Raw genomic sequence first — 14,403 nt, 5'->3', positions numbered from 1 at the left:
TACCGGCATCCTTCCCATGAAGAATGCCGGTATTTCTCATTTATCACCCATACAAAACAGCATGAAATACGCCTAATAGTAAGTATTGATCCTCTATATAATTCTCATCATATGCATTCATCTCAATATCATACATATCTTCCTCAAGACGAATGTTCCAATCTGCGATTACATATCCTTTTCGTAATAACTTTCCAATCCCAATTGTAGTTTTGTGAACAACATATTCTTCCCTCTTATATGTAAAGGTAAATAAGAAATTTGCATCTAATAACTTTCCGTCACATACAAGTATTTCATGCTCTGCATCATGACGATCAATGTACGTTACTAAAATCCTTCTTTGGCGCTGCCTACTTACATCCTTTGCAATGACGCGAATATTGTCCTTACTATCCTTTATTTCATAAATGATATTACTACCGACTTTCGGAATGAAATCTAGCACTCTCATCAACGTATTTTTATAATACCCCCGTACTGTGCCTACTCTGTCGCTTTCATTGTAAACCTCAATAGGCACCGTATCCGCTTTACTATCACACAGTCGTTTGTAAGAAAGCTGCATCACCCGCTCTCCTCTTAAGTACTGATCAAACGTCACAGGATATTCTAACGCGCGCAGTTCTTTATTTAACTCATATAAATAACGCTGAACACTCTCCACTAATGCTGTAGTAGAAATACATTCCTGAACCTCAAATTGTTGCCAACTGGAAGAAACTCTCCATTGATTGTCCTCTTCATAGGAGAAACTAAGAATTGTCTCATCACGGTCAGGCGTTTCATAATTCATATGTACATTCTGCCCGTGTTGCACTTGCTCCATCCACTGTCCTAAATAAATACCGAGCTCTGCAATCTTCATACGTGACTTTTGAAAAAGTACGCTGTCACTCACGCGAATCGTTATATCCCCTTCGATAAAGCCCTTTACATAAGCATCATACCGTGGCTCATCCTTCTGTGGGATATTCTTGTCTAACTCAAATAAAAACGTTAACATCCTTTTTTCACCTCTAGTTGTTACACAGCTCTTTCCTAAATTGACCGCAGCAATTCAAAATATATCAACGATTTTTTCGATATATCGACGATCCGACAAAGAATATCGATTTATCAACAAATATCGACACAATTAAAATGAAACTACCTTTTCTTCCGCTACTTCTACAAGTTCTAAAATTTGCAGCAGACTCTCCACTTCATAAGTCGGCTTAACACTTGCCTTATTCTCTTTCAAACTCGGATTATACCAACACGTATCAATGCCGTAATCTTCTCCGCCTCTCATATCAGAAGTGAGCGAATCTCCAACCATTAGTACACTTGATTTATCCGTAATCCCAAACTTTTCAAATGCATAATCAAAAATCTCACGTGCTGGTTTTTGATGACCAACCTCTTCTGAAATAATAATATGATCAAAGAAGTTACTTAAAGGCGAATTTCCAATTCTAGATTGTTGTACCTTCGTATATCCATTCGTAATGATGCCTAGCTTGCAATCTTGTAGATTCTCACATAATTGCACTGCACCTTCAATAAGATGTACTTCTTTCCCTAAGTTTTCAAGATATACGTCACTAAATTGCTGTGCATCTACTTCTATATTATGCAGTGCAAACAATTGTCTAAATCGATCTACCGCTAATTCACTTAACGTAATCATTTTATTTTCTAAATCTCTCCATAACCCATTACTAATCTCTTTATAACTTGCAAGATAATCACTATACCCTGTAGGCATACCAAACTGTACAAACGCATTATGTAATGCGTGTTTTTCCGTTTCAGGGAAATCTAATAATGTATCGTCTACGTCGAATAATATAACTTTGTATTTCATGATGTTCTGCTACTAAAAATATAGACAAATGTATATTCTTAGAGTATTCCTGCTTCTACGTGCCCTGCCTCGCTAATCACTTGCTACTACAGTTTGCTGTGACACTCCACAGGCGTAAATTCCGATGTAGCCCACCGTACATATATACAATCTATTTACGTTAGTATTGTATATTCTTTTGCTTGTAAAAGGTTAATCGCTGCGTTCAAATCTCTATCCATTACATTGCCACAATCACATGTATATACTCGGTCAGACAGCTTTAAATCTGTCTTTTTTTGACCGCAACATGAACATATTTTAGAAGATGGATAGAATCTGTCCGCTTGCCGTAGTTCAATTCCATATTCCCTACATTTCGTTGATAACCATGTTTTAAAAGCATAGAAACATTGTTGTGCTACAGCTTTAGATAGATGTTTATTCTTCATCATACCTTTCACATTCAAATCTTCCACTGTAATAAACGTTGGCTTGGTTTTCACCACATTCGTTACAATAGACTTTACATACTCTATTCGAATATTCGCTAATCGAGCATGTAGTTGTTGCACCCTAAGAATATTTTTGTTTATATTCGCTCTTTTATTAGTAACAGGTTGTTCACCTCTCTTTTTTAGATTTTCAAATTTGCGTGATAAAGAGCGTTGTTCACGTTTTAACCGTTTTTCTATCTTTTTTACTTGTACTGTTTTATTTATATTTTTATGAGTTTTTCCATCGCTACGTACAGCGAAATCCTTCAGTCCTAAATCAATCCCTAAACCTACTTTATTCAGCATTGGTTTTACCCTTATTTCTGCTCTTTCACAAAGTACAGATACAAAATATCTTCCTGCTCTTTGATATACTGTGCCACTTTTTACAGTTGCATTTTTAGGGATATATCCATACTCTTTTAACCTTATCCAACCAATTGTAGGGACTTTTACTCTATGTCTTTCTACTGTCCAATCTGTTTTGTTGTTTTTCGGAAAGTAGCACTTCACATCTTGCTTCCTCTTTTTTTTATATCTTGGAAACTGAGATAAACCTTTAAAAAATCGCTTAAAAGCTTTATCTCCATTCATAATCGCTTGTTTTACCGCTTTGCTCGACACTTCTTTAATCCACTGGTCACACTCTTTTGTATGAATGTTGTTTAGCCATTTAGAAAAGTCATAGCCACTAAGAAATTTCCCCTCCGACTCATATGCCTCTTTATTTTTAGAGATATACAGGTTATATACATATCGACACACCCCAATAGTTTGACGGATTTTACTAACTTGTTCAGTTGTCGGTTTGATTTCTATTAAATATGCTCTTTTCATAGGTCTTCATCGTCCGAGATTTTCTTTTTGTATGTTCTCAACCCATATATTCTACAGCTAAATACATGAATAATAGATATTAAATCCTGAACAAGTTCTTCTTGAGGAGATAGTTTTTCATTGTTAACAATCATAATTTCCACTCCCATTTTACGAAGAAACTCTTCAAACCAATCATATCCAAAACGTACAAATCTATCTTTGTGTGCAATGATGATCGTCGAAATATTTCTTTCCATACAACTGTCAATCAGGTTTATTCCACTGTTTTCTTTTGTAGTTTAATTCGCTACCAATACCTTTGATAACTTTATCTACAATTATCCCTCGTGCATTTGCGAAACTCAACCTGATTTTCTAAATCATCTTTCTGACCTGGATTTGAATAACTACTTCGCCTACTTTATTTTCTTCTTGAATACTCATATATTCCTTATACTGTTCTTCTGTATAGTATCTTCTTCCTTTTGGGTTTCGGTAAGCAGGTAAAACACCATGATTGTCCCACCTTTGTAATGTCTTAACAGAGACATTAAGCATTTCTGAAAATTCTTTTGGTTTATATTGTTTCATAATTACTTTTCACTATATATGCCTAATTTTGTCTATGTTTTTGTTTACTGTTTCTTTCTCCTCAACTAGTACGTTATTTACAACTTGTATTTTCTCATTAATCAACTCTTAAGTCGAATTTTTTCTTTTACAAACAGCTACTATCCAGAGATCTTACAGTTGTGTAAAACACACGAGTCATGTTATTCAAAAATAATTAATTGTGAAAACACTATAAATTTGAGATAATTTGGATAATAGATTCAAATTATAAACTGGCAATCCAGGAACTGTATTACTCTACTTATTAGGAAGGGAGCGGAAAAATATAGTAAATTCATGGGAAAGACCTAAAATAAAAATTCGAAAAACAAAAAGTGAATGGGTTGGAGATATTATTGGATATTTATTGTTCTTTGGATCCATCATTTTTTTGATTATCATTTGGGGAAGATTACCTGAGGAAGTACCCGCACATTATAACGCATATGGGGCTGTAGATCGTTGGGGATCAAAGTGGGAGCTTTTACTTCTACCAGGAATAGGAGCATTCATACTCCTTCTCATGCAGACTTTAGAAAAGTTTCCAGAAGTTCATAACTATCCACAAAGACTGGATGAGTCAAATGCTAAAGAATTTTATTTAAATAGTAGAAAAGTGTTAAATCAATTAAAAAATGTCTGTTTACTTATTTTTGCTTTCATCCAATTTGAAACCATTTCAATAGCTTTAAAATGGAGCGGCGGTTTCGGAAAATTATTTTTACCGATATTGTTAATTGGGACAGTTATTCCAATTGTCATAGGGATAATAAGGCAACGAAAAATTTCATAATAGAAACAGGAGGCTAATCCAATTAGCCTCCCCCCTCATTATTTATCCTCTAGCAATAACACTTTCATTTCCTCTAACGACTCTTTCGTAAAGCCAAGTGCTTTTTCAGCATACGCTTCAACTGAACCATATTGCTTCTTAATTTCATTAATCGCAGCTTGTAAATACTCAGCACGAGCTTCGAACATCGCACCTAATATCGCTCTACTCTCATCGTTTTGTAGTTTTGCACCTAAAAAGGACATCATTTTCTCGTTTAACTTTTCACGGAAACCGTTACTTAGTAAATAATCTTCCATTACTGTTTTCTCTGGTACACCTAGTAAAAGTAATAATAATGCTGATCCAAATCCAGTACGGTCTTTTCCAGCTGTACAATGGTTTACTAACGGTAAGTTTTCCGGGTTTTGCGCTAAGTTTAAGAAGCTCACGAATGCCTCATTACCACTTACGAAATCTTGATTCATTTTCACAAGGTATTCACCTGGTTTCCCTAACATAGAAAGGTCACCAACTTGGAAAAACTCATTTATGTTCAAGTCTTTCGCTAAGTCTTGCATAACTGGTAAGCACACTTGACGAGCTCCTGTAATCTCAGGGTTTGGCTTATGCTTCACTTCAAAGTCTGTACGATAGTCACAAATTAACTTTAATCCAGACTTTTGTAAATAGTCGATATCCCACTCTGTTAGTCCTGCTAATTCTTCAGAACGGTACAACTTGCCCCATTTTACTTTACGGCCTTCAGTCGTTTCATAGCCTCCCATATCACGGAAGTTAAACGCGCCTTGTAATGGCAATCTACGCTCAGCTACTGTTACTGCTTGTCCATTACTTCCTACTATTCTAAAATATGGACGCTCATTTTCACTCGGGTTTTCAATTGTACATGATGATTCTCCATTTACCGTTGCAAGTAATTCTCCATTTTCTTCAATATGATCTGGTGAAGTACTCCAATAAATGCGAACTTCTTCTATATTATTTTCCCACTTTATTTGTAACGTATTATCTTCATTTCTTTCTACAGTTGCTTGTAACCCATTTCTTTGCTGCTCCATTCTTTCACCAACGCTTCCTCATATAATCGAATCTTTCTTTATTGTATTATAGAAATATCTATTTTGTCGTTCTCATTTTTCTTTTTATCTTACAAAGAGGCAAAAAGTTCTTTTACTTGTTCAAAATTTGTACATGGATTCCCTCGAAATACATATGCAATTTGTTCATCACCTAAATCTTCATATACCACTGTCCCGCGATCAGGATGCGAATAACACTCTAATCCATTTATAATTTGTTTTGGGCCATAATTCATTGTCCAAGAAGAAACAGGATAATACGCTTTGTTTTTATGCCGACAAACCCAAAGTGCATATAGTTCATTATCTTCATCCCAGTATACATATTGTATTTCATCATTTCCAAAACCGACTGATTCAAGTCTCCAACTTACCTTTTCATGAATTGGCAATTTTACATAGGATACGTCTCCGGGAGCATTCCACCCACGACATCTTCCTATCTCACCCATTTCACCTCTCTTCGCTTGAAAGCTTAATAGGTGAAATGGTGTATATAATATCGTTTTCCCAAGCTCCATATTTACCGGTTGTAATTCAAATAGAAATCGTTCCATTTCATCTTGGTTTACATATCCACGATCAACAGAAACTTCAATTTGTGTTTTCCATCTAGATGTAACGTAACTTTCTTTTCCCTTATAATTTACACCTTTCCAATACACAAGCCATTTATATTGAAAGCATTCTCCTTTTGCTTGAGAAATACAACTATCTGGAAATACTGGCTCCATTATATCGAGGAAAAACTCTTTTACCCGAAACATTCCATTTGGAGTAACAACCTGAAACCAAAAAGTTTCCCACTTTTCGCCTTCATAACGTTCTGAAACTCTTTCAATTTTCCAGCCTTCTAACAATACCTTTGGATACAGTAAAACGAATGAATGCATGGATTGTTTTAACATAAATAGTCCCCTCCCGCTATACGAGTTCGAGAATATAGACCATTCCTCCTCCTAAAACACCCTCACATATCGCTCAGTACAACTAAGCAGCTGACATCCGTTCTTTTCAAAAACATCCTTCATCCACTCATTTTGTACATTTGTCTCACCGATATAATAAGATGCTCCTATTTCTTTTAAGACAAACATTGCTCCTGTAAAGAATGCTGCTTCGTATCCTTTATTTCGCATATTTGGAGCGACTGCGAAATACATAAGTTTTCCTTCTTCTAACGTACCTCTCTCAATATGCGGGATTACAATTCCGATCGGCTCTTCATTAATACTCGCAGTTAAACAATGTTCTTTCCATTGCTCCCCAATTTCCTGTAGCATCATATTTACAAATTGATCATAAGTGACTTGTTCTTCCGTCATCTCACTCCAAAGAGAATAAAAAGCATCTTCACCTACTTCTTCAATCAACTTAAAATCAATGTCACTTTCTACATCTTCTACTTCATATATATCCTTACATACAATCATGTTTTCCGTAACATATTCAAACGAATACGTTTCGAAACATTTCTTATACACATCATAATTTGGGCTTTTTGAAGAAATCTCAAAATGTATGTTTTCTATTCCCTCTTTTTCAGCCTCAGCAACGCAATACTGCATCATTTCCTTTAATTGCTCTTCTGTAAAAACTTCTGCATTATTTTCTTTTATCATGATTGAAGAATCATTTCTTCTTATTTTAAAATGTTTTTCTAACTGTTCTATAGTCTTCATATACTTCCCTCATCTATGTCATACTTGAATTTCTACTTGTTCTCCTTGCATGAGCAGGATTGTCCTTGAATATATAGAATACTAGAAAACATCGCATCTTTAAAGTGCGGAGGAGGTTCTCCATTGGATATTACAGCATTGCAACAACAGTTAGAGCTTATACAACAAAATGACTATACGCAACTGCAACATATAGATATTAATGAGTTAACTTTGAACATGCTTCAGTATATCGGAACGACTGATAGTTACGTTCGTTACCAACTTATATATAAATGTTTTGCACATTTTATTCATCATGAATTCCTTATGGACGATCAACTAAAATTACTGTTGCAAACTTGTTTAAGTGATGAGTATTTATATTGTGACATATACTCCCCGCATTCAGATGGGGTTTTCACACGTTCTTACACTGTTTCGTTACTTGCGTTAATACTCCAATTCGCTAATTCGCACTACTTTTGTACGGAGGAGGATATCGAAGAAATAAAAAACAAACTCATTACATACACAAACTTAGAAACGGATTTTCGGGGCTATATCGAAAATAAAGGATGGGCTCATTGTCTTGCTCACGTATCTGATGCCTTTACGGAAATTGTTCATAATACGTATACAACTTTTGAATGGTACGAAGAGTTAATTCATTGTTTATTAAATAAAATCTTCATTCCATCTGACCTTTTTCATAATAACGAAGATGAACGCATCGTTACTCCTTTACTAGCGATGTTGTATCATGACTTTCCGCAAGACGAGTTAATTTCTATTATTCATAAAAAAATAAAAAGGCTTCCCCAAATTAGAAAACGCCTTTCGTTAAATGAATATTGTATTTTATGTGCCAACATTAAAACCTTTTTACGCACTTTATTTTTCAGAACGAAAGATGATCATAACTTAGCCTTTACAGCACGGAAAACAGAAAGAATGTTAAAAGAACTTCCTAATTATTATTAGCTATAAGGAGAACAACTATGGGGTATATCGAAGACATGAGAAATTTAGTAGGAAATCATCCACTGATTTTAATAGGTTCACACGCTATTATAGTAAATGAGAAAAATGAAATATTATTGCAGCTCCGTACAGACTTCAACCGCTGGGGCATCATTGGCGGCGCCTTAGAATATAACGAAACGTTAGAAGATGCTTTAAAGCGAGAAGTATATGAAGAAACTGGACTTATTATTAAAAATCCAGAACTATTCCGTACATATTCAGGACCAGATTTCTTTCAAATCTACCCAAACGGCGATCAAGTACACGGTGTACTCGTTGTTTATATTTGCCGAGAATTTCACGGTGAGCTTGTATGTGATCAAACAGAATCAAAAGAATTACGTTTCTTTCCGCTTGATGAATTACCTAGTACTCTTCATCCAGTTATTGAGGGGATTCTTCGCGATTTTCATCACTCCAATTAAAGATAAAAATAAAACAGCCTCATCTCCCGTCATGATAATGCGAAATGAGGTTGTTCATGTTAGATCGTTATCTCAATCTGATTTCCTTCAGGATCACTTACTACACTTTCATAGTAACCATCCCCTGTAGTTCGTGGGCCGTTTAACACAGGGTATCCTGCTTCTTTTAATGTATTCGTTAATTCGTTCACTTTTTCTTCACTACCTACAGAAAAAGCAATATGTGCATATCCTATTGTTTGTGTTTGTAATGCATCATCTAACCCTACCTGCTTCATAAGTTCTAGACGCGCACCACCTTCAAAAGTTATAAAATAAGATTTAAATTGCTTTTTCGGATTATCATATAAGCTATTTTCTTCACCATTAAAATACTGTTTATAAAAATCACGCATTCCTTCTAAATCATTCACCCAAATTGCTACATGTTCAATTTTCATAATCGACACCTTTTCTTTTATGTTATTCAACTGACAATTGGATGCTTCATTGCCAGGACATTTAATTTTCTTTATTCGTTCTCGTAATCATAAGATCAAGTCCTAGACTTTTTAATCCATATAAATAATCTTCTTTCCAATTACTCACTGTTATTTTCGGAATATGTTCCGCCGGGATGTACTGCGGACAACTTTTTACAATTTGATCTATTACAAATTGATTCACTTCATCATCACAGAAGATAAAGGCATGAGGGTTAATAATAGCTATACATGTAGCGATTAAACGAGTAATAGCATCTATATTATATTCCTCTGGATTATTCGAATCTTCACTTCTCAAAGCTTGTAAGAAATTTTTATTATCATACTGCGGAATGAAAGATATCTCTCCTGAGAAAAACGTACTCCCTCGTACGACGTCTCCATTTACCATAATCCCCGCACCTGGACCATTTTGACCTGAATACAAATATACAAGAGAGGAATTATCATAGTTTCCAGTGTTTTTATAATAACCAAGCACTGCAGCATTCATATCGTTTTCTATTACTACTGGTATAGAAAACTGTTCCTCCAAATGACTTTTCAAATTAAAATTTTGGAACTTTTCATATCCAGGAATATAAAAAATACGACCATTATCAACCGAACCAGGCACACCAATTGATATAGAGCTTATTTTCGGGAAGGTAGCGATAAGACCTTCAATATGTTTAGATAATAGATTTACGCCCGTATCAATTAACATACTTGAAGTACTTCCTTGTTCTTTTACTTCCCCTAAACAGTTGAAAATTGTATAGTTTGTTTCATTTTTTTCTAAAAATATCGCTAAACCTAACATATATTCTGGATTATATTCATATCGTTTCGCTCTTCTTCCACCACTTGAATCATCTAAACCAGCTAAAGTGACTTCACCGTCTTGTTTCATTTTTTCTATAAATTTACTTATCGTTGGAAAACTAATTTCTAATGTATTACTAAGCTCAACTTTCGTTGCACTACCTCGCTCTAGAAGAACTTTACGAATGCCGCGAAGGATCGTCTCTTTAATCGATTTTTGAGTAACAAATTGTTCATTCAAATCGCTCACCACCTTAATCAACATACTTATTAAACCCTTTTAATAAGTTGCGTTGACAATATATCATACATCATTTTCTAAAGCAATAGAGATGATATATTTCCGCTGCACGCACTCTCTGTTTTGCTTGATGCATTCATACAATTCCAGATAAGAGAACAAATAATAAAACAGCTAGCAAGGCATTACGTATTCCGAATGACTCCCCTAGTATACCTAGCCGACTAAAAAGGCTGTATAACCGATGAGAGAAACTTACAGCAAACGAAAAAATCGGCAAAACAAATAAGAAAAAGAGCGTTTCAAGAAGTAAGTAATGTCTTCGTACGATTTTCCGCACTATTTTTCTTTATATGAAACATCTTTCACCTTTTCTATACGATACGACATCTGTTTATTCATGCACTCATAAAAAACGTTTTCTACAAGTCTATCGTTTTAATAACTTTAGCTGGATTACCTCCAACTACTACATTATTAGGTACATCTTTTGTCACAACCGCCCCTGAAGCAATTACAGCGTTGTCTCCAATTGAAACACCAGGGTTAATAATAGCGCCCCCGCCAACCCAAACATTGTTACCAATCTTTACAGGCTTCCCATATTCTTTGCCAGAATTCCGCTCTACTGGGTGTAAAGGATGTGTAGCAGTGTAAATGTGGACACCAGGTGCAAACATACAATTATCACCGATTCGAACTTCACAAACATCTAAAATCACACAATTGAAATTTGCGAAAAAGCTCTTTCCAACATGGATATTGTAGCCGTAATCACAACGAAAATCAGGATTAATTTGCGCTTTCCCATCAGCTGAAGAACCTAAAAGCTGATTTAATAATGTAAAACGCCTCTCATCTCCTGTCTCCATCGCCTCGTTATAAAGGCGTGTTAAACGTTTTGCCTCCACCCTATCAGCTACTAATTCTTCGTCATCCGCAATATACATTTCTCCCGCTAACATCTTTTCTTTTTCTGTTTTCATAGAATCATCTCCTTCGTAATCAAATGAACCCTACTTATTAAACATCTTTATTAAGTGACTTTCATTATACTTATTAAACACGTTTAATAAGCAACCCTATAGTAGCATACTTTTTAATATATGCAACTAATAAGTTTCAAAAGAATATGCGAACTCCTTGCTTTACTCATCGATATGACGAATAAGTTACAGAGAAAAAAGAGGGAACGCTCAGTGCTCCCTCTCAAATCCAATCCGTTTCTTAATTTCTGTTAAATTTACCTTCGCAATAGTCCGCGCCCGCTCAGCACCTTTTTCCAACGCTTTATATAATAAATTCTGTTCATTCATATACATAGCATATTTCTCACGTGGCCCAGCTAATTCACGGTCTACAACGCGAAATAACTCTTTTTTCACATCGCCCCATCCGATTCCAGTCTCATATTTTTCACGTAACGACTGCATTTCATCTTCTGTCGCAAATTCTTTATATATTGTATATAACGTTTCTAGTTCTTTCGGTTCATTTGGAAGTGAAGAATCTGTTTTGATTTTAAATATTAACTTGCGTAGTTTTTCTTTCTCTGCAAATAATGGGATCACATTCCCGTAACTTTTACTCATCTTTCTTCCATCAAGCCCTGGTAATATTGCACCCTCTTCTTGTATGACATACTCCGGAAGTGTAAATGTCGTGCCAAAAGTATGATTAAAATACGTCGCAATATCACGCGCAATTTCAATATGCTGAATTTGGTCTTTTCCGACTGGCACATGCGTAGCCTGAAATAGCAATATGTCAGCTGCCATTAAGATCGGATACGTATATAACCCCATATTCACTCCGGCATCGACCTCTAAACCCGCCTCTTTATTTTGCTCTACCTTTGCTTTATATGCATGGGCACGGTTCATAAGCCCTTTCGGAGTTAGACAAGCTAATATCCAAGCTAATTCTAGAATCTCTGGTACTTCTGTTTGCCGATAAAAAATAACATCTTCCCCAAGTCCAAGCGATAACCAAGTAGCTGCTACCTCTTTCGTATAACTACTAAACTGGCTCGGATCATGCACAGCATTTAACGCGTGATAATCTGCTATAAAATACAATGCTTTTCCTTCATTCTTCTTTGACATTTGCAACGCAGGTTTAATTGCACCAATATAATTTCCTAAATGCGGATAACCTGTCGGCTTAATTCCTGTTAACATTATTTTGTCACTCATCCTAACTCCTCCTTTCTCAAAACAAAAGAGCCCCTCATCCTAAAAAAAGGACGAGAGACTCCCGCGGTACCACCTTAATTAGCTATCTTTATAGCTCACTTCACACTTCAATAACGGGAAGTAACCGTCTTTACCTACTCATTTCAGTTAGAAGCTCCAGAGCCCATTCCATATTCATTCCTTGCTGATTCCCACCACACATCAGCTCTCTGAAAAGTTTCGAATATGTACTCTTCTCTTTCATCGCTTTTCGTTATTTTTTTACAGTTTATCACATTTCACTTCTGAACAAACCAAAATTTTCTATTTTATATAGCAGGAATTTCCACTTCAATTGTCTAATATTATATAGGTTTGCAGAAATACTCGAAACAACTTTGGAGGTTTTTTCATGGTAAAATATATATCCATTGAAAAATTAAATTTATTAAAAATAGGTAGTTTACATTTTGAAAAACCAGATTTAGAGAAGTTTCCTTGTCTACAATACGCATATGAATGTGGCAAAATTGGTGGTACTACTCCTGCTGTATTAAACGCAGCAAATGAAATTGCGAATGCACTATTCTTAAAAAATGAAATTGCCTTTTTCGATATTGAAAAAACAATTTACAAAACAGTTGAAGCCCATCATAACGTAAAAGATCCTTCACTAGATGCTATATTAGAAGCGGATCAATGGGCACGCCAATATGCACATCAATTGTTAATAAAAAAGAGCTAAAACAGATAATACTGTTTTAGCTCTTTTTCCTACGTATTCAACTTAACAAATCGATAACCGTGCGTAACTAACACTTTTAGTATCGCATATCCTGGGATCGCTAAAATAATCCCCATAATTCCAAATAAATTTCCGGCAGTTAAAATAATAAAAATGATAGTAATCGGGTGAATATCTAGCTTTTTCCCCATGACTTGCGGAGAAATAAATTTACCTTCTGCTAATTGTACAACCATCATTACAATAATTACCTTTAAAACCATCCCCGGCGAATCAATAAACGCAATAATTAACGCTGGTGTAATTGCGATAATTGGTCCTACGTACGGAACGATATTTACAATCATCGCTAAAATAGCGAGTAGTACTGCATATTTAATACCGATAATAAGGTAACCAATTAATAGCATAATACCGATAAATAAGCTAACGATAATTTGTCCTCTAATATACGAGCTAATCGCATAATGCATATCGTCTAGTATTCTCATCGCTGCTGGTCGTCTTTGTTCTGAAATAAACTTTAAAAAGTGATTTGGTAATTGCTCACCATCTTTTAAAAGATAGAACAAGATAAACGGAACCATTACAAACGTTAAAACGACCTCTGTAATAGTACTTAAAAATCCAGTTACATTTCCTGTTACTGATGATAAAGATTTCGTAAAATCAACTGTATAGTCTTTTACCATACTCGCTACATCAATATTTAAATTCTCCTGAATTTTTCCTAGTAAATTACTTTCCCCAAATCTACGTGCTGCTCGTTCAATTTCATGACCGAAATACGGTAAGTTATCTATTAATGCATCAATTTGATCTTTAATAATTGGAATAACCGTTAAAACTAAAAACACAAATAATCCAATTACGATTAAGTATATCGAGGCTATTGATACGATTCTTGAAACACCTTTCTTTTCTAAAAGCGAAACGAATGGATGCAAAATGTAAAATAGTACGCCCGCTAATAATACTGGGAAGAAAATTGTTTTTAAAAAGACGATAAACGGTGTAAAAACAAATGATATTTTTGTTAGTAATAAAATATTAATGAACAATAATGCAAACCCAAGTAACACTGCTAAATAATTGTGTTCTCTAAAAAATTTTTTCAACTTATCTCGTTTTCTTAAACTTACTTTCTCCAATAAAACCACCTCTTCGAATGATGAAAAGCCCTTATATAGGGCTTTTTATCATAATATAAC

At 34.9% G+C, this 14,403-nt stretch carries 14 protein-coding genes, 3 pseudogenes and 1 other annotated feature; of the genes and pseudogenes, 4 read left to right on the top strand and 13 right to left on the bottom strand.

Features of this window, described 5'->3' with window-relative positions:
- Positions 1-43: 43 nt before the first annotated feature.
- The 4 genes and pseudogenes from MR070_RS10445 to MR070_RS10430 all read right to left on the bottom strand — a co-directional run bounded on the left by MR070_RS10445 (position 44) and on the right by MR070_RS10430 (position 3,735).
- The gene (locus MR070_RS10445) at positions 44-1,006 is read right to left on the bottom strand and encodes a tubby C-terminal domain-like protein (RefSeq protein WP_242261200.1); all 963 of its coding nucleotides are present in this window, start codon (positions 1,004-1,006) and stop codon (positions 44-46) included.
- A 132-nt stretch (positions 1,007-1,138) separates the two neighbouring features.
- Positions 1,139-1,849 (bottom strand): YjjG family noncanonical pyrimidine nucleotidase, encoded by a 711-nt coding sequence (locus tag MR070_RS10440; protein WP_242261199.1) that lies wholly within the window; start codon positions 1,847-1,849, stop codon positions 1,139-1,141.
- Between the two features lie 155 nt (positions 1,850-2,004).
- Positions 2,005-3,162 (bottom strand): RNA-guided endonuclease InsQ/TnpB family protein, encoded by a 1,158-nt coding sequence (locus tag MR070_RS10435; RefSeq protein WP_242261198.1) that lies wholly within the window; start codon positions 3,160-3,162, stop codon positions 2,005-2,007.
- Positions 3,159-3,735 (bottom strand): annotated as a pseudogene (locus MR070_RS10430) (IS607 family transposase). The gene MR070_RS10435 and the pseudogene MR070_RS10430 overlap by 4 nt, the downstream one beginning before the upstream one ends.
- Positions 3,736-4,123: 388 nt before the next feature.
- On the opposite strand from MR070_RS10430, the gene MR070_RS10425 reads away from it, so the two are divergent.
- Entirely contained in the window at positions 4,124-4,549 is a 426-nt protein-coding gene (locus tag MR070_RS10425) for a DUF1648 domain-containing protein (RefSeq protein WP_000464976.1), read from the top strand.
- Positions 4,550-4,587: 38 nt separating this feature from the next.
- On the opposite strand, the gene MR070_RS10420 is transcribed toward MR070_RS10425, so the two are convergent.
- From MR070_RS10420 to MR070_RS10410, 3 genes are all read right to left on the bottom strand, one after another.
- Positions 4,588-5,610: a tyrosine-protein phosphatase gene (locus MR070_RS10420; protein WP_242261197.1), complete on the bottom strand. Its 1,023-nt coding sequence runs from the start codon at positions 5,608-5,610 to the stop codon at positions 4,588-4,590.
- An 89-nt stretch (positions 5,611-5,699) separates the two neighbouring features.
- On the bottom strand, positions 5,700-6,539 hold the full coding sequence (locus tag MR070_RS10415; protein ID WP_000917823.1) for a hypothetical protein: 840 nt from the start codon (positions 6,537-6,539) through the stop codon (positions 5,700-5,702).
- Positions 6,540-6,590: 51 nt separating this feature from the next.
- Positions 6,591-7,313, bottom strand: coding sequence for a GNAT family N-acetyltransferase (locus MR070_RS10410; protein ID WP_044793196.1), 723 nt, complete (start codon positions 7,311-7,313; stop codon positions 6,591-6,593).
- A gap of 123 nt (positions 7,314-7,436) precedes the next feature.
- On the opposite strand from MR070_RS10410, the gene MR070_RS10405 reads away from it, so the two are divergent.
- Positions 7,437-8,276, top strand: a complete 840-nt coding sequence (locus MR070_RS10405) for a DUF2785 domain-containing protein (RefSeq protein ID WP_242261196.1) — start codon at positions 7,437-7,439, stop codon at positions 8,274-8,276.
- 17 nt (positions 8,277-8,293) lie between these two features.
- Positions 8,294-8,743 (top strand): NUDIX hydrolase, encoded by a 450-nt coding sequence (locus MR070_RS10400; protein ID WP_000540479.1) that lies wholly within the window; start codon positions 8,294-8,296, stop codon positions 8,741-8,743.
- Positions 8,744-8,802: 59 nt separating this feature from the next.
- Here the strand turns inward: MR070_RS10400 and MR070_RS10395 are convergent, their stop codons facing one another.
- The 5 genes and pseudogenes from MR070_RS10395 to MR070_RS10375 form a co-directional block, all read right to left on the bottom strand.
- Positions 8,803-9,183: a VOC family protein gene (locus tag MR070_RS10395; RefSeq protein WP_000687562.1), complete on the bottom strand. Its 381-nt coding sequence runs from the start codon at positions 9,181-9,183 to the stop codon at positions 8,803-8,805.
- Between the two features lie 61 nt (positions 9,184-9,244).
- The gene (locus tag MR070_RS10390; RefSeq protein WP_242261195.1) at positions 9,245-10,273 is read right to left on the bottom strand and encodes an ROK family transcriptional regulator; all 1,029 of its coding nucleotides are present in this window, start codon (positions 10,271-10,273) and stop codon (positions 9,245-9,247) included.
- Positions 10,274-10,409: 136 nt separating this feature from the next.
- Positions 10,410-10,528, bottom strand: a pseudogene (locus MR070_RS10385) (MFS transporter); the annotation flags it as partial.
- A 167-nt stretch (positions 10,529-10,695) separates the two neighbouring features.
- Complete coding sequence (locus MR070_RS10380; protein ID WP_044793200.1) at positions 10,696-11,259, bottom strand: maltose O-acetyltransferase; 564 nt, start codon at positions 11,257-11,259, stop codon at positions 10,696-10,698.
- 210 nt (positions 11,260-11,469) lie between these two features.
- Positions 11,470-12,468: a tryptophan--tRNA ligase gene (locus tag MR070_RS10375; RefSeq protein WP_242261194.1), complete on the bottom strand. Its 999-nt coding sequence runs from the start codon at positions 12,466-12,468 to the stop codon at positions 11,470-11,472.
- Between the two features lie 43 nt (positions 12,469-12,511).
- Positions 12,512-12,721: a binding site (T-box leader), on the bottom strand.
- 153 nt (positions 12,722-12,874) lie between these two features.
- On the opposite strand from MR070_RS10375, the pseudogene MR070_RS10370 reads away from it, so the two are divergent.
- Positions 12,875-13,192 (top strand): annotated as a pseudogene (locus tag MR070_RS10370) (1-deoxy-D-xylulose-5-phosphate reductoisomerase); the annotation flags it as partial.
- Between the two features lie 29 nt (positions 13,193-13,221).
- Here MR070_RS10370 and MR070_RS10365 read toward each other — a convergent pair.
- The gene (locus MR070_RS10365; protein ID WP_000416969.1) at positions 13,222-14,343 is read right to left on the bottom strand and encodes an AI-2E family transporter; all 1,122 of its coding nucleotides are present in this window, start codon (positions 14,341-14,343) and stop codon (positions 13,222-13,224) included.
- Positions 14,344-14,403 lie beyond the last annotated feature (60 nt).

Source organism: Bacillus cereus group sp. BfR-BA-01453 (assembly GCF_022662915.1).
Classification (GTDB): Bacteria; Bacillota; Bacilli; order Bacillales; family Bacillaceae_G; genus Bacillus_A; species Bacillus_A paranthracis.
Note: the sequence above shows the minus strand (reverse complement) of the source record. Positions and strands in the feature narration are given on the sequence as shown.